The organism is Brachybacterium saurashtrense, from assembly GCF_003355475.1.
In the GTDB taxonomy this organism is placed as follows: Bacteria; Actinomycetota; Actinomycetes; order Actinomycetales; family Dermabacteraceae; genus Brachybacterium; species Brachybacterium saurashtrense.
In genome coordinates this window covers 1,465,427-1,484,010 of record NZ_CP031356.1, presented here as the reverse complement: position 1 = coordinate 1,484,010, position 18,584 = coordinate 1,465,427, and the positions used below count along the sequence as shown (strand labels likewise).

General features: G+C 72.8%; 19 protein-coding genes and 3 tRNA genes. 17 read left to right on the top strand and 5 right to left on the bottom strand.

Annotation, left to right across the window (positions count from 1 at the left end; all coding sequences use genetic code 11):
* Positions 1 to 70 precede the first annotated feature (70 nt).
* A complete protein-coding gene (locus DWV08_RS06755; RefSeq protein ID WP_115413097.1) occupies positions 71 to 295 on the top strand; it encodes a hypothetical protein in 225 nt (74 codons plus the stop codon).
* A 141-nt stretch (positions 296 to 436) separates the two neighbouring features.
* The gene (locus tag DWV08_RS06750; protein ID WP_115413096.1) at positions 437 to 1,375 is read left to right on the top strand and encodes a trypsin-like serine peptidase; all 939 of its coding nucleotides are present in this window, start codon (positions 437 to 439) and stop codon (positions 1,373 to 1,375) included.
* 34 nt (positions 1,376 to 1,409) lie between these two features.
* On the opposite strand, the gene DWV08_RS06745 is transcribed toward DWV08_RS06750, so the two are convergent.
* Both DWV08_RS06745 and DWV08_RS06740 read right to left on the bottom strand, forming a co-directional pair.
* Positions 1,410 to 2,357: a 3-methyladenine DNA glycosylase gene (locus DWV08_RS06745; protein WP_115413095.1), complete on the bottom strand. Its 948-nt coding sequence runs from the start codon at positions 2,355 to 2,357 to the stop codon at positions 1,410 to 1,412.
* Between the two features lie 56 nt (positions 2,358 to 2,413).
* A complete protein-coding gene (locus DWV08_RS06740; RefSeq protein ID WP_115413094.1) occupies positions 2,414 to 3,454 on the bottom strand; it encodes an LLM class flavin-dependent oxidoreductase in 1,041 nt (346 codons plus the stop codon).
* Between the two features lie 150 nt (positions 3,455 to 3,604).
* Between DWV08_RS06740 and DWV08_RS06735 the strand changes: the two genes are divergently transcribed.
* The 6 genes from DWV08_RS06735 (at position 3,605) to DWV08_RS06710 (ending at position 7,377) form a co-directional block, all read left to right on the top strand.
* Entirely contained in the window at positions 3,605 to 4,384 is a 780-nt protein-coding gene (locus tag DWV08_RS06735) for a fumarylacetoacetate hydrolase family protein (protein ID WP_115413093.1), read from the top strand.
* 36 nt (positions 4,385 to 4,420) lie between these two features.
* The gene (gene gltX / locus DWV08_RS06730; protein ID WP_115413092.1) at positions 4,421 to 5,947 is read left to right on the top strand and encodes a glutamate--tRNA ligase; all 1,527 of its coding nucleotides are present in this window, start codon (positions 4,421 to 4,423) and stop codon (positions 5,945 to 5,947) included.
* A 197-nt stretch (positions 5,948 to 6,144) separates the two neighbouring features.
* Positions 6,145 to 6,216: transfer RNA gene (locus tag DWV08_RS06725), tRNA-Gln, on the top strand.
* A gap of 33 nt (positions 6,217 to 6,249) precedes the next feature.
* A tRNA-Glu gene (locus tag DWV08_RS06720) sits at positions 6,250 to 6,322 on the top strand.
* Positions 6,323 to 6,349: 27 nt separating this feature from the next.
* Positions 6,350 to 6,425 (top strand) — tRNA-Glu (locus DWV08_RS06715).
* A 133-nt stretch (positions 6,426 to 6,558) separates the two neighbouring features.
* The gene (locus DWV08_RS06710) at positions 6,559 to 7,377 is read left to right on the top strand and encodes a universal stress protein (protein ID WP_115413091.1); all 819 of its coding nucleotides are present in this window, start codon (positions 6,559 to 6,561) and stop codon (positions 7,375 to 7,377) included.
* 2 nt (positions 7,378 to 7,379) lie between these two features.
* On the opposite strand, the gene DWV08_RS06705 is transcribed toward DWV08_RS06710, so the two are convergent.
* Positions 7,380 to 8,114, bottom strand: a complete 735-nt coding sequence (locus DWV08_RS06705; RefSeq protein WP_115413090.1) for an IclR family transcriptional regulator — start codon at positions 8,112 to 8,114, stop codon at positions 7,380 to 7,382.
* Positions 8,115 to 8,257: 143 nt separating this feature from the next.
* Between DWV08_RS06705 and leuC the strand changes: the two genes are divergently transcribed.
* The 7 genes from leuC to DWV08_RS06670 all read left to right on the top strand — a co-directional run bounded on the left by leuC (position 8,258) and on the right by DWV08_RS06670 (position 15,286).
* Entirely contained in the window at positions 8,258 to 9,697 is a 1,440-nt protein-coding gene (leuC, locus tag DWV08_RS06700) for a 3-isopropylmalate dehydratase large subunit (protein ID WP_115413089.1), read from the top strand.
* 25 nt (positions 9,698 to 9,722) lie between these two features.
* Entirely contained in the window at positions 9,723 to 10,337 is a 615-nt protein-coding gene (gene leuD / locus DWV08_RS06695) for a 3-isopropylmalate dehydratase small subunit (protein WP_115413088.1), read from the top strand.
* A 124-nt stretch (positions 10,338 to 10,461) separates the two neighbouring features.
* The gene (gene murA, locus DWV08_RS06690; RefSeq protein ID WP_115413087.1) at positions 10,462 to 11,784 is read left to right on the top strand and encodes a UDP-N-acetylglucosamine 1-carboxyvinyltransferase; all 1,323 of its coding nucleotides are present in this window, start codon (positions 10,462 to 10,464) and stop codon (positions 11,782 to 11,784) included.
* Complete coding sequence (locus tag DWV08_RS06685) at positions 11,781 to 12,335, top strand: DUF2867 domain-containing protein (RefSeq protein WP_115413086.1); 555 nt, start codon at positions 11,781 to 11,783, stop codon at positions 12,333 to 12,335. Before murA ends, DWV08_RS06685 begins: the two co-directional genes overlap by 4 nt.
* Positions 12,335 to 13,138: a lysophospholipid acyltransferase family protein gene (locus tag DWV08_RS06680; protein WP_115413085.1), complete on the top strand. Its 804-nt coding sequence runs from the start codon at positions 12,335 to 12,337 to the stop codon at positions 13,136 to 13,138. Before DWV08_RS06685 ends, DWV08_RS06680 begins: the two co-directional genes overlap by 1 nt.
* Positions 13,135 to 14,157: an NAD(P)H-dependent glycerol-3-phosphate dehydrogenase gene (locus DWV08_RS06675; protein WP_115413084.1), complete on the top strand. Its 1,023-nt coding sequence runs from the start codon at positions 13,135 to 13,137 to the stop codon at positions 14,155 to 14,157. The genes DWV08_RS06680 and DWV08_RS06675 overlap by 4 nt, the downstream gene beginning before the upstream one ends.
* A 13-nt stretch (positions 14,158 to 14,170) precedes the next feature.
* Positions 14,171 to 15,286 carry a D-alanine--D-alanine ligase family protein gene (locus tag DWV08_RS06670; RefSeq protein ID WP_115413083.1) on the top strand — a complete coding sequence of 372 codons (1,116 nt, stop codon included), beginning with the start codon at positions 14,171 to 14,173 and terminating at the stop codon, positions 15,284 to 15,286.
* A gap of 3 nt (positions 15,287 to 15,289) precedes the next feature.
* On the opposite strand, the gene DWV08_RS06665 is transcribed toward DWV08_RS06670, so the two are convergent.
* Positions 15,290 to 15,784, bottom strand: coding sequence for a DUF3515 family protein (locus tag DWV08_RS06665; RefSeq protein WP_115413082.1), 495 nt, complete (start codon positions 15,782 to 15,784; stop codon positions 15,290 to 15,292).
* A gap of 39 nt (positions 15,785 to 15,823) precedes the next feature.
* Here DWV08_RS06665 and thiL point away from each other — a divergent pair, with 39 nt between their 5' ends.
* Together thiL and DWV08_RS06655 are read left to right on the top strand one after the other, a co-directional pair.
* The gene (gene thiL, locus DWV08_RS06660) at positions 15,824 to 16,867 is read left to right on the top strand and encodes a thiamine-phosphate kinase (RefSeq protein ID WP_115413081.1); all 1,044 of its coding nucleotides are present in this window, start codon (positions 15,824 to 15,826) and stop codon (positions 16,865 to 16,867) included.
* A gap of 93 nt (positions 16,868 to 16,960) precedes the next feature.
* Positions 16,961 to 18,037 (top strand): NAD(P)-dependent alcohol dehydrogenase, encoded by a 1,077-nt coding sequence (locus tag DWV08_RS06655; protein ID WP_115413080.1) that lies wholly within the window; start codon positions 16,961 to 16,963, stop codon positions 18,035 to 18,037.
* A 170-nt stretch (positions 18,038 to 18,207) separates the two neighbouring features.
* On the opposite strand, the gene rpmB is transcribed toward DWV08_RS06655, so the two are convergent.
* Positions 18,208 to 18,405, bottom strand: a complete 198-nt coding sequence (rpmB, locus tag DWV08_RS06650; protein ID WP_082358657.1) for a 50S ribosomal protein L28 — start codon at positions 18,403 to 18,405, stop codon at positions 18,208 to 18,210.
* Between the last annotated feature and the right edge of the window lie 179 nt (positions 18,406 to 18,584).

The window sequence follows — 18,584 nt, the reverse complement described above, 5'->3', positions numbered from 1 at the left end:
GGTGCCAGTCTGCCAGGCGGCGCCGACGCGCCGGGCGTAGCCTGCTGGTCCCGACGACGGAAGGTGAGCGATGCCCGCACGACGCTCCGAGGACACCTCCCTCACCCCGGCCGAGCGCAGCGGCGAGGACGCGCTCGCACACTGGGACCCACAGCGCCGGGACCGCGCGCGCCCCGTCCCCCTGGAGCGGCGCCCGCCGAGCCCGTCGGACGACGATGCCGACGACGTCGGGGGCGCCGATCCTGAGGAGCGGCGCGACGGGGACCGCCCCGACGCGGACGCTACCGGTCGGTAAGCACGCGCGGTCACGACCAAACCGGTCAAAGCGGAACGCTTGCCCGGAACCCGCTCAGTGGCCTGCCTCACATGCGTTAGCGTGCCGCCACGTCGCTTCGGCGACGTCCATCCCTGCACCCCCGCAGAAAGGCATCCCCTGATGCGCACAGGAACCCTCCGCCGCAGCGCCCGGGCGCTCGGCACCGTCGCCGTCGCCGCAGCCCTCACGATGGGCGGCGCCGGCCTCGCCTCCGCCGACGGCTCCGACGTGGACCGGGAGAGCATCGCCTCCTCCTCCCGGGCGGACGCCCACGAGTACTGGACCGCCGAGCGCATGGAGGATGCCGTCCCGGCCGCGGAGCTCGCCCCGGAGCAGGCGGCCGTCCACGCCGACGTGGAACGCGGCGCCCCGGCCGTGGTGAAGGGCAAGCCCGCCGGCAAGGGGAAGGGCCCCAAGGCCGGCACCGCCGCCCAGGACACGGTGGGGAAGGTGTTCTTCACCCAGGGCGGCGTGGACTACGTCTGCTCCGGCAACGCGGTCGCCTCCTCGAACGGCTCCACCGTCGCCACCGCCGGTCACTGCGTGAACGACGCCGGGACCTGGGCCACCAACTGGGTGTTCGTGCCCGCCTACGACCACGGCGAGGCGCCCTACGGCACCTGGGCCGCCACGGATCTGGTCTCCACCGACCAGTGGGTGCAGCAGGAGGACATCAGCTACGACGTCGCCTTCGCGACCGTGGTCCCCGAGAGCGGCTCGGGCACGCTGGAGTCCGTGGTGGGCACCACCTCGATCGCCTTCAACCAGGCGCGCGGTGAGCACTACACCGCCTACGGCTACCCCGCCGCAACCCCCTTCGACGGGCAGTCCCTGGAGTCCTGCTCCGGGACGGCCTCCGACGACACCCTGGGAGGCACCCTCTCTCAGGGCATCGACTGCGACATGACCGGCGGCTCCTCCGGCGGTCCCTGGTTCCTCGACGATGGGGCACAGAACTCGGTGAACAGCTTCGGCTACACCACGCAGAAGAACGTCATGTACGGCCCCTACTTCGGTGAGGACGCGCAGGACGCCTACGAGGAGGCCGCGACGCTCTGAGCGCCGCGCCTCCCGACGCCGCGGGCCGGTCCCCTCACGGGACCGGCCCGCCGGCGTGCAGGCCCTCCAGCTCCTCCAGCAGCCGCTGCCGCAGCGCCTCGGCCCCGCGGGCCAGCTCGCGCTGGCGGCGCACGTACTCCGCCTTCCCGGCCGGGGTCTCGATCGGCACCGCGCCGTAGCCGAGCGGCCGCACGTCGTAGGGGCTCGCCTCCATGTCCAGCACCCGGGTGGTGCGGGCGTGCTCGAAGCAGTCCAGCACCAGGTCCGAGGGGATCAGCGGGGTGAGCTTCATCGACCACTTGTACAGATCCATCCCCACGTGCAGGCAGGCGGGGTTGTCGTGGTCCACCTGGGTCGCGCGCGCGGGCTCGAGCGAGTTCCGGGGCGCGGCCGACGGCGTGAAGAAGCGGAACGCGTCGATGTGCGAGCACACCAGGTTCTCCCGCTCCACCACCGCGTCCGTCTCCTGCTGCGTGAGCCGCAGCGGCAGATCCTCGTGCCGCTGCTCGCCCTCGCCCAGGCCGTGCACCATCGCCCACTCGTGCAGCCCGAAGCATCCGAACTCCGGCCGGCGCCGGGTGAGCGCCGAGGAGCGCAGCAGGCGGGTCATGAACGCGAGGGCGTCGGCGCGCTCCGCGAGGTACCGCTGCACGTCCGCACGCCGCACGGCCTCCGGTCCCGGCGAGTCGAGGTACCAGGAGCGGTGCCCGGCCTCGTCGACGTCCGCGATCAGGGGGCGACCCTCGGAGTCGACGTCGGCCGCGGCTGTGTAGTCGACCCGCCAGCCGGGGTGCCAGCGGCGCAGGCGCGCGGCCGAGAACGGGTAGTAGGTGAACAGGAAGTCCTCGACCGCGTGCTTCTCGCCCCGCCGCTTCCGCGCGCGATGCGCGGCGGTCAGCGCATCGGCCCGCTGCTCGTGCGCATGCCGGGCGGCGACGGCCTCGGCCGCCGAGAGCGTGCGCACGGGCGGGGGAGCGGGCATCGATTGGGATCCTTCGAGGTCGGGGGCGCGCTCATCCTCGCACGGCGCGACGGCCCTCACCCGGCCAGCAGCTCCCGCACCCGCGGGATCACCTCGGTGCCGTAGAGGCGGATCGACTCCATGAGCTGCGCGTGCGGCATCGGGCCGCTGGCGTACTTCATGTCGAAGCGCTCGATGCCCAGCGCGGTGATGGTCGCGGCGATCTTCTGCGCCACGGTCTCGGGGGAGCCGACGTACAGCGCGCCGTGGTCGGCCTCCGCCTCGAACTCGGCGAGGCCCGAGGGGCCCCAGCCGCGCTCGCGCCCGATCTCGTTGCGGTTGTGGATCCAGTGCGGGGCGAGCTGTCGCCGCGCGGTCTCGTCGTCGGCCGCGATGTGGCCCGGGGAGTGGACGCCGACGGGGAGCGCGCCCACGCCGAGCTCCTGCGTGGCCTCGCGGAACAGATCCACGAAGGGGGCGAAGCGCTGCGACGGGCCGCCGATGATCGCGAGCATGAGCGGCAGGCCGTGGCGTGCGGCGCGGAGCACGGAGTGCGGGCTGCCGCCCACGGCCACCCAGGTGGGCAGCTCCCGGTCGAGCGCCGGATGCAGCGACTGGTTCCGCAGCGGGGGCCTGGTGGTGCCGGACCAGGTGATCGGCTCGCGGGAGAGCCCCGCGACGAGCAGGTCCAGCTTCTCCTCGAAGAGCGTCTCGTAGTCCTCCAGCGCGACGCCGAACAGAGCGAAGGACTCGGTGAAGGAACCGCGGCCCACGGTGAGCTCGGCCCGCCCCTGCGAGAGGGCGTCGAGGGTGGAGAAGCGCTCGATCACGCGCAGCGGGTCGTCGCTGCTCAGCACGATCACGGCCGTGCCCAGGGTGATCCGCTCGGTGCGCGAGGTGAGCGCGGCGAGCACGATGTCCGGCGCGCTCACGGCGAAGTCGGGGCGGTGGTGCTCGCCGATCGAGAAGTGGTCGATGCCCACCCGATCGGCGAGCTCGCCCTGGGCGACGACGTCGCGGAGCACCTGGGCAGGCGCCACCGGCGCGCCCTCGTCGTCCACAGTCACGTCCCCGAAGGTGTCCAGGCCGAAGGTCACGGCCTGCGGATCGATGCTCATCGTGCTGCGCTCCCGCCCTAGATGATTGACAGTTCAAGCATAAGGGGCGGTGGTCAGGGGCGTCCAGCGCGGCGTGGAGGGCAGGGACGGGTCCGCGGGGGCGAGCGGGGCAGGGCCGCCCCGCCGGGCCGACCGCCTAGACTGGCGCCCATGCGCATCGCCCGATTCACCACCGGCGAGGACCCCATGTTCGGCATCGTCAGCGAGAAGGACGGCCGGGACATGGTCTACGGAATCACCGGTGATCCCCTGTACACAGAGATCCGTCCCACCGGCACGATCCTCCCGCTGGAGGACGTGCGGCTGCTCGCCCCCGTGATCCCGCGCTCGAAGGTGGTGTGCGTGGGCCGCAACTACGCCGCCCATGCCGCCGAGCTCGGTCACGAGGTCCCCGAGCAGGCCCTCTACTTCCTCAAGCCCAACACCGCCGTGGTGGGCCCCGGCGACCCCGTGATGATCCCGTCCTACAGCCAGGAGCTGAGCCTCGAGGCGGAGCTCGCCGTGGTCATCAAGCGCATGGCCAAGGACCTCGCCCCGGAGCAGGTCGCGGACCACGTGCTGGGCTACACCTGCGCGAACGACCTCACCGCCCGCGACGCGCAGCGCGAGGAGAACCAGTGGTTCCGCGCGAAGGCCTTCGACACCTCGTGCCCGATCGGGCCGTGGATCGAGACGGATCTCGAGCCTGCCGCCGGCCTGTCCATCGCCTCCCGCGTCGACGACGAGCCGGCCCAGTCCGGCACCACCGCCGACATGCTGCGCGGCGTCCCGGAGCTGATCGCCGAGATCTCCTCGGTCGTCACCCTGCTGCCCGGCGACCTCGTGCTCACCGGCACCCCCGCCGGTGTGCGCACCGTCGAGCCCGGTGCCCGGGTCGACGTCGAGATCGAGGGCATCGGCACCCTGTCCAACCCCGTCGTGCGCCGCTGAGTCGCACCCCACCACCTCCCCGAGGAGCATCCCCGAGTGACCACCGCCCCCGCCCAGCCCGCCCCGAGCACCTCCGCCGACGAGGTGCGGGTGCGCTTCTGCCCCAGCCCCACCGGCACCCCGCACGTCGGCATGGTGCGCACCGCCCTGTTCAACTGGGCCCATGCTCGCCACCACGGCGGGAAGCTGATCTTCCGCATCGAGGACACCGACGCCGCGCGCGACAGCGAGGAGTCCTACCACCAGCTGCTGGACGCGATGCGCTGGCTGGGCATCGACTGGGACGAGGGTGTCGAGGTGGGCGGCCCCCACGGCCCCTACCGCCAGTCGCAGCGCGGTGAGATCTATCAGGACGTCATCGCGCGGCTGAAGGAGGCCGGGCACATCTACGAGTCCTTCTCCACTGCGGAGGAGATCGCCCAGCGTCACCGGGACGCTGGGCGCGACCCGCAGCTCGGCTACGACGGCCACGATCGCGACCTCACCGAGGCGCAGAAGGAGGCGCTGCGGGCCGAGGGCCGCGAGCCCACCTGGCGCCTGCGCATGCCCGAGGAGGACATCACCTTCACCGACATGGTGCGCGGCGAGATCACCTTCAAGGCCGGCTCCACCCCGGACTTCGTGGTGGTGCGCGCCAACGGCCAGCCGCTCTACACGCTGGTGAACCCGGTGGACGATGCGCTCATGCGGATCACCCACGTGCTGCGCGGCGAGGACATCCTCTCCTCCACGCCCCGCCAGATCGCGCTGTACCGCGCGCTGATCGAGATCGGCGTCGCCGAACGGGTCCCCGAGTTCGGTCACCTGCCCTACGTGATGGGGGAGGGCAACAAGAAGCTCTCCAAGCGCGACCCGCAGGCCGATCTCTTCCTCTACCGCGAGCAGGGCTTCGTGCCCGAGGGGATGGTCAACTACCTGGCCCTGCTGGGCTGGGGCTACAGCGCCGACCAGGACGTGTTCGGCCGCCAGGAGATGGTGGAGCGCTTCGACGCCTCGGACGTGAACCCCAACCCCGCCCGGGTGGACCTCAAGAAGGCCACCGCCATCAACGCCGACCACATCCGCCTGCTGCCCGAGGCGGAGTTCGTGGAGCGCCTGCTGCCCTACCTGCAGGCCTCCGGGGTGCTGCCGGAGCAGGTCACCGAGGAGCAGCGCGCCCTCGTCGCCGCCGCGGCGCCGCTGGTGCAGACCCGCATGAACCTGCTCGGCGAGGCGGCGGACCTCATGGGCTTCCTCTTCGTCGCCGACGAGGACCTGGTGGTGCAGGAGGACGCCCTGAAGAAGCTGGGGGACGATCCGGTGGCGGTGCTGGACCGCGCCGTGGCCGAGGTGGAGGCCGTCCCGGCGGACTCCTTCTCCGCGGCCACGCTGGAGCAGGCGCTGCGCGCCGCGATCGTCGAGGACATGGGGATCAAGCCGCGCCTCGCCTTCGGCCCGCTCCGCAGCGCGATCGCCGGCCGGCGCATCTCCCCGCCCCTGTTCGAGTCGATGGAGCTGCTGGGCCGTCCTTCGAGCCTGGCGCGGCTGCGCGCCCTGCGCGAGCGTCTCGCGCTCCAGGCGTGAGCTCCTGGGTGTGAGCCCGCTGGGCGCTGTGGGGCGGGGTGCCGAGCCTCACAGCGCTCAGAGGCCCTCTCGCTTTGTGCTCGCCGCGAGAACCCGCTAGAGTCTTACCTCGGTACGGCACGCAGGAGATCGCCGGGAAGCCCACGGAAACCACCGGGGAGCGGAACGGGAAACACTGCGGAAAGTACTTCTCACCATGGGGTATGGTGTAATTGGCAACACGACGGTTTCTGGTACCGTTATTCTAGGTTCGAGTCCTGGTACCCCAGCGCTACGCAGCAGTCCTCTGCTGTGCGGCCCGCGCCCCGTTCGTCTAGCGGCCTAGGACGTCGCCCTCTCACGGCGGTAACACCGGTTCAAATCCGGTACGGGGTACGAGGCGGGATCATCGATCCCGCGCCCGCCCCGTTCGTCTAGCGGCCCAGGACGTCGCCCTCTCACGGCGGTAACACCGGTTCAAATCCGGTACGGGGTACCACAAGGAGCCGGCATCCAGCGGATGCCGGCTCCTTCTGCATTCCCTGCATGAGGCGGATCCGCAGGAGTCGTGCGGCCTCGACCGGGACCGCAGGTCCCCACCCGCCTCCGCGGCCGCAGAGTATCCTCGTGACATGACACACAGCACCGGTCCCCGCATCACCGTCGGTGTGTTCGATGCCGACGAATCCGATCTCGCGGTCCGCTGGGCCGCCCGTCATGCCGACGCCGTCGGCGGGACGCTGCATCTGGTCCACGCCTTCGTGTGGACCGAGCTCGACGTCAACATCGATCCCATCTCCGGGATGGCGGGCTCGGGCTTCCGCAGCGCCGCGCACAGCCTGATCCAGGACGCCGTGGAGATCGTGCGCGAGACCGGGGTCGACATCCCCGTCACCTCCGAGATCGTGGACGGCAACGCGGTGCCCGTGCTGGTCGAGGCCAGTGAGGAGGCGGATCTGCTGGTGCTGGGCGGTCGCGGTCTCGGGCGCCTGATGACGCTGATCGTCGGCTCCAAGAGCCTGGCGCTGGCCGCCCGGGCGCACTGCCCGGTGGTGGTGGTGCGCGGGCGCGTGGACGGGCAGGGGCCGATCGGCCTGGTCCATCACGAGATCGCCACGGAGGCGCTCGCCCGCGCCGCGGATCTCGCCGAGGCCTACGGCCGGGACATCCATCTGGTGGTGCGGCCGGAGACCACGCCGGAGGAGGCGCAGGAGATCCTCGCCGGCACGGCGCAGCGGATCGCGATGACCCACCCGTCGGTGTATGTGCGGGATGTGACGATCGCCGCCTCGGACAGCCCCCGGCAGCTCGTCGAGGCGAGCCAGGACGCGTGCCTGATGGTGGTCGCGGGGGAGCGCTCGGCCGGGGCGGGCGGCACGGTCGCCGCGCCGCGTCAGCTGGTGAACGTGCTGCGCTTCGCGAACACCCCGGTGTGGATCGAGCGGGACTGAGCTCAGGCGCCGGCGCGGCGCAGCAGTTCGGTGAGGTGGTTCGCCGAGCTCATCACGGAGGCGGCGTGGAGCCGTCCGGGCTGGCGGGTGATCCGCTCGATCGGCCCGGAGATGCTCAGCGCCGCCACCACGCGGCCGTTCGGCCCGCGCACCGGTGCGGAGACGGAGCCCACGCCCGGCTCCCGCTCCCCGATGGACTGCGACCAGCCGCGTCGGCGCACCGCGGAGAGCTGGGTGGCGGTGAAGCGGGCGCCCAGCAGGCCCCGGTGCAGCCGGTCCGGCTCCTCCCAGGCCAGCAGGATCTGCGCGGCGGAGCCGGCGCGCATGGTCAGCGCCGCCCCGAGCGGCACCGAGTCGCGCAGGCCGATGGGCCGCTCCGCGGCGGCCACGCAGATGCGGTGGTCGCCCTGGCGGCGGTACAGCTGGGCGGATTCGCCGGTGTGGTCCCGGAGGGCCGCGAGCACCGGGCCCGCGGAGGCCAGCAGGCGGTCCTCGCCAGCGGCCGCGGCGAGCTCTCCCAGGCGCGGGCCCAGGATGAAGCGCCCCTGCATGTCGCGGGTCACCAGGTGGTGGAACTCGAGCGCCACCGCGAGCCGGTGCGCGGTGGGGCGGGCCAGGCCGGTCGAATGCACGAGCTGCGCGAGCGTGGCGGGGCCGGCTTCCAGGGCGCCGAGCACGATCGCCGCCTTGTCCAGCACGCCGACGCCGCTGCCGTTCTCCTCCGAGGTCTTGTCCATGACCCGATACTGACGTCTTATTGGGTGAGACGCAAGTGCACCGCATCGTGGACCCGCACACCATGGACCCCATCGCTCGCACCCCGAGCGTTTTCGAGCAGTGACGGTGCGCGCCCCCACGAGGGGCGCAGGGAAGGATCGACATGGCGGGGACCCTCGCAGAGAAGGTCTGGGCGGATCACGTGGTCCGTCGCGGTGAGAACGGCGAACCGGACCTTCTGTACATCGACCTCCAGCTGCTGCACGAGGTGACCAGCCCGCAGGCCTTCGACGGCCTGCGCCAGGAGGGTCGCACCCCGCGCCGCATCGATCAGACCCTCGCCACCGAGGACCACAACACCCCCACGATCGACATCGACAAGCCGATCGCGGACATCACCTCCCGCACCCAGATCGACACCCTGCGCCGCAACGCCGAGGAGTTCGGGGTGCGCATCCACTCGCTGGGGGACAAGGACCAGGGCATCGTCCACGTGGTGGGCCCGCAGCTGGGCCTGACCATGCCGGGCATCACGGTGGTGTGCGGCGACTCCCACACCTCCACCCACGGGGCCTTCGGCGCGCTCGCCTTCGGCATCGGCACCAGCGAGGTCGAGCACGTGCTCGCCACGCAGACCCTGCCGCTCACCCCGTTCAAGACCATGGCCGTCACGGTCACCGGCTCGCTCAAGCCGGGCGTCACCGCGAAGGACATCATCCTCGCGGTGATCGCGAAGATCGGCACCGGCGGCGGCGCCGGCTACGTGCTCGAGTACCGCGGCGAGGCCATCCGGTCCCTCTCCATGGAGGGGCGCATGACGATCTGCAACATGTCGATCGAGGCCGGTGCCCGTGCCGGCATGATCGCGCCGGACGAGACCACCTTCGAGTACGTCAAGGGCCGCCCGCACGCCCCGCAGGGGGAGCAGTGGGACGAGGCCGTCGAGTACTGGAGGACGCTGCGCAGCGAGGATGACGCCACCTTCGACGCCGAGGTGGTCATCGATGCCAACGCGCTCGAGCCGTTCGTCACCTGGGGCACCAACCCCGGCCAGGGCCTGCCGCTCTCCGCCGCGGTGCCCGCACCGGAGGACTTCGTGGACGAGACGGACCGCTTCGCGGCCGAGCGCGCCCTGGAGTACATGGACCTGGTGCCCGGCACGCCGCTGAAGGAGATCCGGGTCGACACCGTCTTCATGGGCTCGTGCACCAACGGGCGCATCGAGGACCTGCGCGCCTTCGCCTCCGTGCTCGAGGGCCGCACCAAGCACCCCGACGTGCGGGTGCTGGTGGTGCCGGGCTCGGCGCGGGTACGGCTGCAGGCGGAGCAGGAGGGCCTGCACGAGATCTTCCTCGCCTTCGGCGCCGAGTGGCGCCAGGCGGGCTGCTCGATGTGCCTGGGCATGAACCCGGATCAGCTCGCGCCCGGCGAGCGTGCCGCCTCCACCTCGAACCGCAACTTCGAGGGGCGTCAGGGCAAGGGCGGGCGCACCCATCTGGTCTCGCCCGTGGTCGCCGCGGCGACCGCGGTGCGCGGCACCCTGTCCTCCCCGTCGGACCTCGGCGCCGATGCCGCGCCCTCCGACCTCCAGCCCGTCGCCTGACCCGGCCCTACCAGGAGTCCCCCCGATGGAAGCCTTCACCACCCACACCGGCATCGGCGTCCCGCTGCGCCGCAGCAACGTCGACACCGACCAGATCATCCCCGCCGTCTACCTCAAGCGGGTCACCAAGACCGGCTTCGACGACGGCCTGTTCAACGCCTGGCGCACGAACGATCCCGACTTCGTGCTGAACCGGCCCGCCTACGCGCAGGGCTCCGTCCTCGTGGCCGGCCCGGACTTCGGCACCGGCTCCTCCCGCGAGCACGCGGTGTGGGCGCTGCGCGACTACGGCTTCAAGGCCGTGCTCTCCACCCGCTTCGCGGAGATCTTCCGCGGCAACGCGGGCAAGCAGGGGCTCGTCGCCGGCATCCTCGCCCAGGACGACATCGAGCAACTGTGGAAGATCCTCGAGGAGAACCCGGGCGCCGAGGTGACCGTCGATCTCGAGAACCGCCAGGTGCACAGCGGCGAGAGCACGTTCCGCTTCGACATCGACGACTACACCCGCTGGCGCCTCATGGAGGGCCTGGACGACATCGGCCTCACCCTGCGCCACGAGCAGGACATCACCGCCTTCGAGGCCTCCCGTCCCTCCTGGATGCCGAAGACGCTGCCGGCGCGCACCGCCGACGCGCACTGAGCCAGCGCGCACCGGCACCACGGCCCGGGCCCGCAGCGCGCGGGCCCGGGCCGTGCCCGCTCCGGTATGGTGAGCCGGTCAGATATGGGCGCCCCGGGCGTCCGTCCACCCAGGCGAGGACACCATGAGTTCGACTTTCCACGTGCGCGGAGGGCGCCCCCTCGACGGTGAGATCACCGTGCGCGGCGCCAAGAACCTGGTCTCGAAGGCGATGGTCGCCGCGCTGCTGGGGGAGGGGCCGAGCGTGCTGCGCTCGGTGCCGGATATCTCCGACGTCCGGATCGTCTCGAAGCTGCTGTCCATCCACGGGGTCAAGATCGACCACGACGTGCCCGGCGGCGTCCTGCACCTGGACCCCTCGAACGTGGAGCGGGCCCACGTCGCGGACATCGACGCCCACGCCGGCAGCTCCCGCATCCCGATCCTGTTCTGCGGTCCGCTGCTGCACCGCCTGGGCGAGGCGATCATCCCGGACCTGGGCGGCTGCCGGATCGGCGACCGCCCCATCAACTACCACCTCGACGTGCTGCGCAGCTTCGGCGCGGTGGTCGACAAGCGCGAGATGGGCATCTACATCACGGCGCCGCACGGCCTGCGCGGCACCAAGATCGCCCTCGAGTACCCGAGCGTGGGCGCCACCGAGCAGGTGCTGCTCACGGCGGTGCGCGCCCAGGGCGTCACCGAGCTCACCAACGCCGCGGTGGAGCCCGAGATCGAGGACCTCATCGCGGTGCTGCAGAAGATGGGCGCGCTGATCTCCCTGCAGACCGACCGCACCATCACCATCGAGGGCGTCGAGTCGCTGGGCGGCTACCAGCACACCGCCCTCGCGGACCGCATCGAGGCGGGCTCCTGGGCGTGCGCCGCCCTGGTCACCCGGGGGGACGTGTTCGTGCGCGGCGCCCAGCAGAAGCCGATGGCCACGTTCCTCAACGTGTTCCGCAAGGTGGGCGGCGGGATCGAGATCCGCGAGGACGGCATCCGGTTCTTCCACCCGGGCACGGCGCTGCGCGCCATCGCCCTGGAGACCGACGTCCACCCCGGCTTCATGACCGACTGGCAGCAGCCCCTGGTGGTGGCGCTCACCCAGGCCGACGGCATCTCGATCCTGCACGAGACCGTCTACGAGAACCGGCTGGGCTTCACCCGCGCGCTCAACGACATGGGCGCCCGGATCCAGGTGTACCGCGAGTGCCTGGGCGGCTCGAGCTGCCGGTTCGGGCGCAGCAACTACAACCACTCCGCGGTGGTCTCGGGGCCGGAGGCCCTCCACGGCGCGGACATCACCGTGCCGGACCTGCGCGGCGGCTTCTCGTACCTGATCGCCGCGCTGGGCGCGGACGGGGTCAGCACCATCCGGGGCATCGACCTCATCGACCGCGGCTACGAGTCGTTCCGCGAGAAGCTCACCGCCCTGGGGGCGGAGTACTGGGAGGAGGGCCGATGAGCGCCGAGCTGCCGCAGGCCGGCGCCGGGAGCTCCCTCGCCCTGCGGGACATCCCGATCCCCGACTACTGCGACGTGGTGATCGTGCCCACCGCCGGGGTGGAGGAGACCGATCCGCGGGTGTGGGCGGAGGCGATCTTCGCCCACGAGAACACCCCGCTCACCTCGCGCGGCGTGCGCGCCCTGCGGGACGAGGCCGTGCGCCTGTTCGACATGGTGCCCCCGCCGCAGAAGGAGTTCGTGGCGGACGAGGTGGTCGGCTCCGAGGCGCTGATCATCGACGACGACGACAAGCTCACCGTGCGGATCGGGGTGGCGCTGCTGCCCGGCGGGGAGCTGCTGCAGGTCACCACCGCGGTGAAGTACCGCTCGGTGCGGGGACGGCTCGCCTTCGCGCCGCGCCGTCTGATGCACGCCGCCGCCGTGAACACCCTCGCGCGACGCGCCCCCACCACCCTGCGCCGCCGCGCTCTCGCCGGGGACCCGCGCCGGGCCTCGCTCACCGGGCAGGTCTCGCGCCGGGCGCTCGGCCGCGGCCCCGCCGCCCGCTGATGACCGGCCTGCGGCGTCGCTGGGACCTGGGCACGGCCCGGATCCCGGCGCGGCGGGCGGGCCTCGTGATCGGCCTCGCCCAGCTGCCGTTGCGCCCCCTGCTCACGGTGCTCACCCGCCCGCAGTGGCAGGGCACGGCGCACTTCCCGGCACACGGAGGGGTGATCGCCTGCGGGAACCATCTCAGCGCCTTGGACGCCTTCGCCTACGGCCACCTGCTCCAGGCCTCGGGCATCGCCCCGCGCTTCCTGGCCAAGGAGTCCCTGTTCGCGGTGCCGGTGCTGGGTGCGCTGCTGCGCGCCGCCCGGCAGATCCCGGTGCGGCGCGGCGGGCGCGGCGGCGAGGGCGCCCTGGCGGAGGCGCGGGCGGCGCTGGGCCGCGGGGAGCTGCTGATGATCTTCCCCGAGGGCACCTACACCCGCGACCCGGCCCTGTGGCCGATGCAGGCCCGCACCGGCGCGGCCCGTCTTGCGCTCGAGACCGGCGCCCCGCTGCTCCCGATCGCGACCTGGGGCGGCCGCGCGCTCTGGCCCGTCGGCTCCCCGCTCCCGCGCCCCGGCCGCGGCCGGCGCGTGCAGATGCGGGTGGGGGAGCCGTTCACCGCCGCCGCGCGCGAGGGCGAGACCGATCAGCAGGCGGCGCTGCGGGTCACCGAGGAGCTCATGGCACGCCTCGCCGACCTGCTGGGGGAGCTGCGCGGCGAGCAGCCCCCGGCGGTGCTGCACGACGGCCGGCGCGACGCCCACCGGCCCGAGGTGGGCCGCCCCGATCCCGCCTACCGACCCCCGAGGCAGGAGACATGAGCGCACACGCCCAGGAGCACCGTCCCGTCCCGCCCCGGCTCGCGGTGCTCGGCGCCGGCAGCTGGGGCACCACCTTCGCCCAGGTACTCGCCGACGCCGGCGCGGAGGTGACCCTCTGGGCCCGCCGAGAGGAGGTGGCCCGCGAGATCCGCGAGGAGCACCGCAACCGCGCCTATCTCCCCGAGCTGGTGCTGCCCGACGCGGTGCACGGCACCTCCCGGCCCGAGGAGGCGCTCGACGGCGCCGACGCCGTGGTGGTGGCGTTCCCCGCCCAGTCGCTGCGCTCCACCCTCGCCCCGTGGCCGGACCTCCCCGCGGTGCCGGTGCTGTCGCTCACCAAGGGCATCGAGCGCGGCACCGACGCCCGCATCAGCGAGGTGATCGCCGCCGCGGGCGGCGCGGACCCCGCCCTGATCGGCGTGCTCTCCGGCCCGAACCTCTCCGCGGAGATCGCCGCTCGCCGCCCCTGCGCGAGCGTGGTGGCCGCCCCGGACCAGGAGCTCGCCGACAGGCTCGCCCGCTGGTGCACGGCCCCGTACCTGCGCGCCTACACCTCCACCGACGTGGTGGGCGTGGAGATCGCCGGCGCCGTGAAGAACGTCATCGCGATCGCCGTGGGCGCCGCGAGCGGGCTCGGCCACGGCCACAACACCACCGCCAGCCTCATCACCCGCGGCCTGGCGGAGATCACCCGCCTGGGCGTCGCCCTCGGCGGCCGGCGGGAGACCTTCGCGGGCCTGGCCGGGATGGGCGACCTGGTGGCCACCTGCGCCTCCCCGCTGAGTCGCAACCACCGCCTGGGACTGGCGCTGGGCCGAGGCCTGGACGTCGAGGCGGCCGCCGCGGAGGTGGGGCAGACGGCCGAGGGCGTCGCCACCGCACGCGCGGTCGCGGACCTCGCCGCCCGCCTCGACGTGGACATGCCGATCACGCGCGCGGTGGTCTCGGTGGTGGACCACGGTGCGCGCATCGACGAGGTCACCACGGCCCTGCTGTCGCGCTCGGTGCGCTCGGAATGAATATCCTGCCCCCATGAGAACCACCGTCGCCCTGCTGTTCGGCGGCCGCAGCGGAGAGCACGGCATCTCGTGCGTCACCGCCGGCGGCATCCTCGCCGCGATCGATCGCGAGCGCTTCGAGGTGGTGGCCCTGGGCATCACCCGGGAGGGGCGCTGGGTGCACGTCTCCGCCGATGCCAGCGACTGGACGATGGTGGACGGGCGCACCCCCGAGGTCGATCCGGGCGGGGACGAGGTGCTGCTGCCCGAGGCCCGCCACCGCCCGGGGGAGCGGATCATGCTGCGCACCGTGCGGGACGGCCGCGTGCAGGACCTCGCGGAGGTGGACGTGGTGTGGCCGCTGCTGCACGGCGCCTACGGCGAGGACGGGACCGTCCAGGGCATGCTCGAGATGCTCGACATCCCCTACGTGGGCAGCGGCGTGCTGGCCTCCGCCGCCGCGATGGACAAGGCCGCCACCAAGCTCGTGCTCGGCACCGCCGGCATCGACTGCGCCCCCGGCATCGTGGTGCACGAGGACCAGTGGGCCGCCGAGTCCCACCGCGTCACCACCTACCTGCGCGACACGCACCCCCTGCCGTGGTTCGTCAAGCCCGCCCGCGCCGGCTCCAGCCTCGGCGTCACCCGGGTGAGCGACCAGGCCCAGCTCGACGCCGCCGTGAAGAGCGCCTTCGCCGAGGATCCCAAGGTGCTCATCGAGGAGGGGCTCGACGCCCGCGAGATCGAGTGCGGGGTGCTGCAGGGGCGCGACGGCCGCGAGCCGTCCACCACGCTGCCCGGTGAGGTGAAGGTGGGCGCGGACCTCGACTTCTACGACTACGAGGCGAAGTACTTCGGCAAGGGCACGGTGAGCATCGACGTGCCCGCCGCGCTGCCGGACGCCGTGCTCGAGGAGGTGCGCGAGACGGCGCTGCGCGCTTTCCGCGCCCTGGGCCTGGAGGGACTGGCGAGGGTGGACATGTTCGTCACCCGGGACCACCGGGTGCTGGTCAACGAGGTCAACACCATGCCCGGGTTCACCCCGTACTCCATGTTCCCGGTGCTGTGGGAGTCGATGGGCCTGAGCTACGCGGACCTCATCGGCGAGCTCATCGAGACGGCGCGCGGCCGTCGCCTCGGCGCGCGCTGAGGCTCAGTCGGCGAGGTCCCCGGGGCCCACGCAGCGATCGGTGGCCTCGATGTTCCGGGTGATCAGCGTGGTGAGGTCCAGCGCCGCCCCGGAGGGCTGGTCCGGCGCGGCCGAGCGCGGCACGCTCACGTCGATCGCCGGCTCCCGCCCGTAGGTGGTGTACAGGAACACCTCGTGGTCGAGCTCGTGAACGATCCAGTCCACCTCCACGCCGTCGCCGTCGGCGAGCGTGGTGCAGATGTCGGTGGTGGGACCGGGCGGGGTCACGCCGCAGCGCATCACGATGGTGTCCTCCCCGTCGCCCCAGGCCGCCGTGCCCTGGCTGGAGGTCTCCACCCGCTCCATCCCCAGCACCTCCGGCGGTGCGTTGAGCACGATCTGCGCGCAGACGGGGTTCGCGGCATCGCTGCCGGCGGGCACCTGCACGGTGCCGCAGGAGGCGAGACCGAGCGCCATCAGGGCGGCGGCGGGCAGGGCGAGCAGGCGGGAGCGGAGCACCCTGCGAGCCTACCCGGGGACGTCGGGCACACTGGGCACATGGCAGGCGATCCTCCCCACCCCGAGCCGGCACGGCCCAGCGACCTCCGCGGTGAGGCCGCCCTGCTGGGCCGGATGCTCCCGCACCTGCGCCACGGTGCGGAGGTGGAGGTGGGGCCCGGGGACGACGCCGCGGTGGTGCGCCTGAGCTCCCCGCGCCTGGTGGTCACCACCGACACCCTCGTCGAGGGGCACGACTTCCTGCCCCGTGCCACCACCGCCCGCTGGATCGGTCGCAAGGCCGCCGTGCAGAACCTCGCGGACGTCGCCGCGATGGGCGCCCGGCCCACCGCGCTGGTCGCCGCGATCTCCGCCCCGGCGGGCACCCCCGCCGCCGTCTTCGAGGAGCTCACGATCGGGATGACCGCCCGGGCCGAGGCCGACGGGGCGAGCATCGTGGGCGGGGACCTAGGGCGCGCCGACCGGCTCACCCTCACGGTCACCGCGATGGGCGCCCTGGAGGAGGGGCAGGAGCCGGTGCTGCGCTCCGGCGGCCGCCCCGGGGACGTGCTCGCGATCGGCACGCCCCGCCTGGGCCGCTCCGCCGCCGGTCTGGCGCTCGTCCTGGGCGGACGCGCCCTGGTGCGCACCGCGGCGGGCACCGCGCCGACGGTGGTGCTGCGGGAGATCCGCGACCCGTCGGCCGCGGAGCTGGTGCAGTGGCACGACGCCCCGGAGCCGGATCTTTCGCTGGGCTGGACCGGCGGCCGTGCGGCGCACGCGATGATGGACCTCTCCGACGGGCTGGTGCGCGACGGCGGGCGTCTCGCCCGCGCCTCGCAGCTCGTCGTCGACCTCGACCGGGACGCGCTCGCCCCCGACGTCGGCGCCCTCGCGGATCTCGCCGCGGAGCTCGACGCCGATCCCTGGGACTGGGTGCTCCACGGCGGGGAGGAGCACGCGATGCTCGCCGCCTTCGCCCCGGGCGAGGTGCCGGCGGGCTTCCGCCCCGTCGGCCGCCTCCGCGCCGCCGGCGCCGACGCCCCCGCGGTGCTGCTGGAGGGCCGGGCGGTCGCGGGCGAGGGCTTCGACCACTTCGCGTGACGCGTACACCGGCGCGGGGGCGGGGCCCGCAGGTCTAGGCTCACAGGCGGCGCGCGTCGCGCCCGCACACCCCGACCCGCTGGAGGTACCCCCATGCCGCTCACCGTCAAGGCCCTGCAGAAGACCGGCCCCGACCAGCCCTTCCGCGTCGCCACCATCGAACGGCGCGACCCGCGCCCGGGCGATGTGGTGATCGACATCGAGGCCGCCGGCATCTGCCACAGCGACATCCACACCATCCGCAACGAGTGGGGCGAGGCCCACTTTCCGCTCACCGTGGGCCACGAGATCGCCGGCACCGTCTCCGCCGTGGGCGCCGAGGTCACCGACTGGGCGGTGGGGGACCGCGTGGGCGTGGGCTGCATGGTGAACTCCTGCGGCACCTGCCTCGAGTGCCGCGCCGGCCAGGAGCAGAACTGCCTGGAGGGCAACGTCGGCACCTACAACGCGCAGGACGTCGACGGCACCATCACCCAGGGCGGCTACGCCGAGAAGGTCGTGGTGGACCAGCGCTTCGTATGCCGCATCCCGGACGCCCTCCCGTTCGACCGGGCCGCCCCGCTGCTGTGCGCCGGCATCACCACGTATGCGCCGCTGCGCCGCTGGGGCGCCGACCAGCAGGTCGACGGCCGCGCCAGGCGGGTGGCCGTGCTGGGCCTGGGCGGACTGGGCCACATGGGCGTGCAGATCGCGGCGGCGATGGGCGCGGAGGTCACCGTGCTCTCCCGCTCCCTGCGCAAGGAGGCGGACGCCCTCGCCCTGGGGGCCACCCGTGTGCTCGCCACCGGCGAGGAGGGCTTCTTCCGCGACCACCGCGGCGAGTTCGACCTGATCCTGAACACCATCAGCGCGGACATCGACGTGGACCGCTACCTGGGCCTGCTCGCGCCGCGCGGCGTGATGGCCGTGGTGGGCCTGCCGCCCGCGCCGCAGTCGCTGGGCTTCGGCTCCCTGATCGGCGGCGGCAAGGTGCTGGCCGGATCGAACATCGGCGGGATCGCGGAGACCCAGGAGATGCTCGACTTCTGCGCCGCGCACGGGATCGCCGCCCAGGTCGAGACGATCTCCGTCGACGAGGCGGACGCCGCCTACGACCGCGTGGTCGCCGGGGACGTGCACTTCCGCGCCGTGATCGACACCGCCACCTTCGCAGGCGCCGCCGCGGAGTGACCACCGGGTGGGGCGGGCGGCGCGCCCGCCCCACAGCAGGTTTCGTCGATCAGTCGAGTCACAGAGGAAATCAACTGTTACTCTCCCTGTGCGGGAACGATGTCCGTACGCACGAGAGCCCTCACCCGATCGGGCGAGGGCTCTCGTGGAATGAGTCCTTGCGGTCTCGCTCAGGCACCGAGCGTGCTGACCTTGCCTGCCTTGAGGCAGGAGGTGCACACGTTCACGCGCTTGCTGGTGCCGTTGATCACAGTGCGGACCGACTGGATGTTCGGGTTCCAGCGACGCGAGGTGCGGCGGTGCGAGTGGGACACGGCCTTGCCGAAGCGCGGGCTCTTGGCGCAGATGTCACACGTGGAAGCAGCCACTGTCGTCTCCTGGTACGTCGATGTTCTGATCGCGGTGCCCGCTCCACCCCCGCGCCGGAACGGCGGGGTCGGTGACCTGGGTGAGCACGGAGGTGCGAGCCCCCGGCGGTCAGGGCAACCACGGAATCATAGCTCAGATGGCCGCGTGCCTGAAGGGGACGGCTGTCCACAGCGGCTGT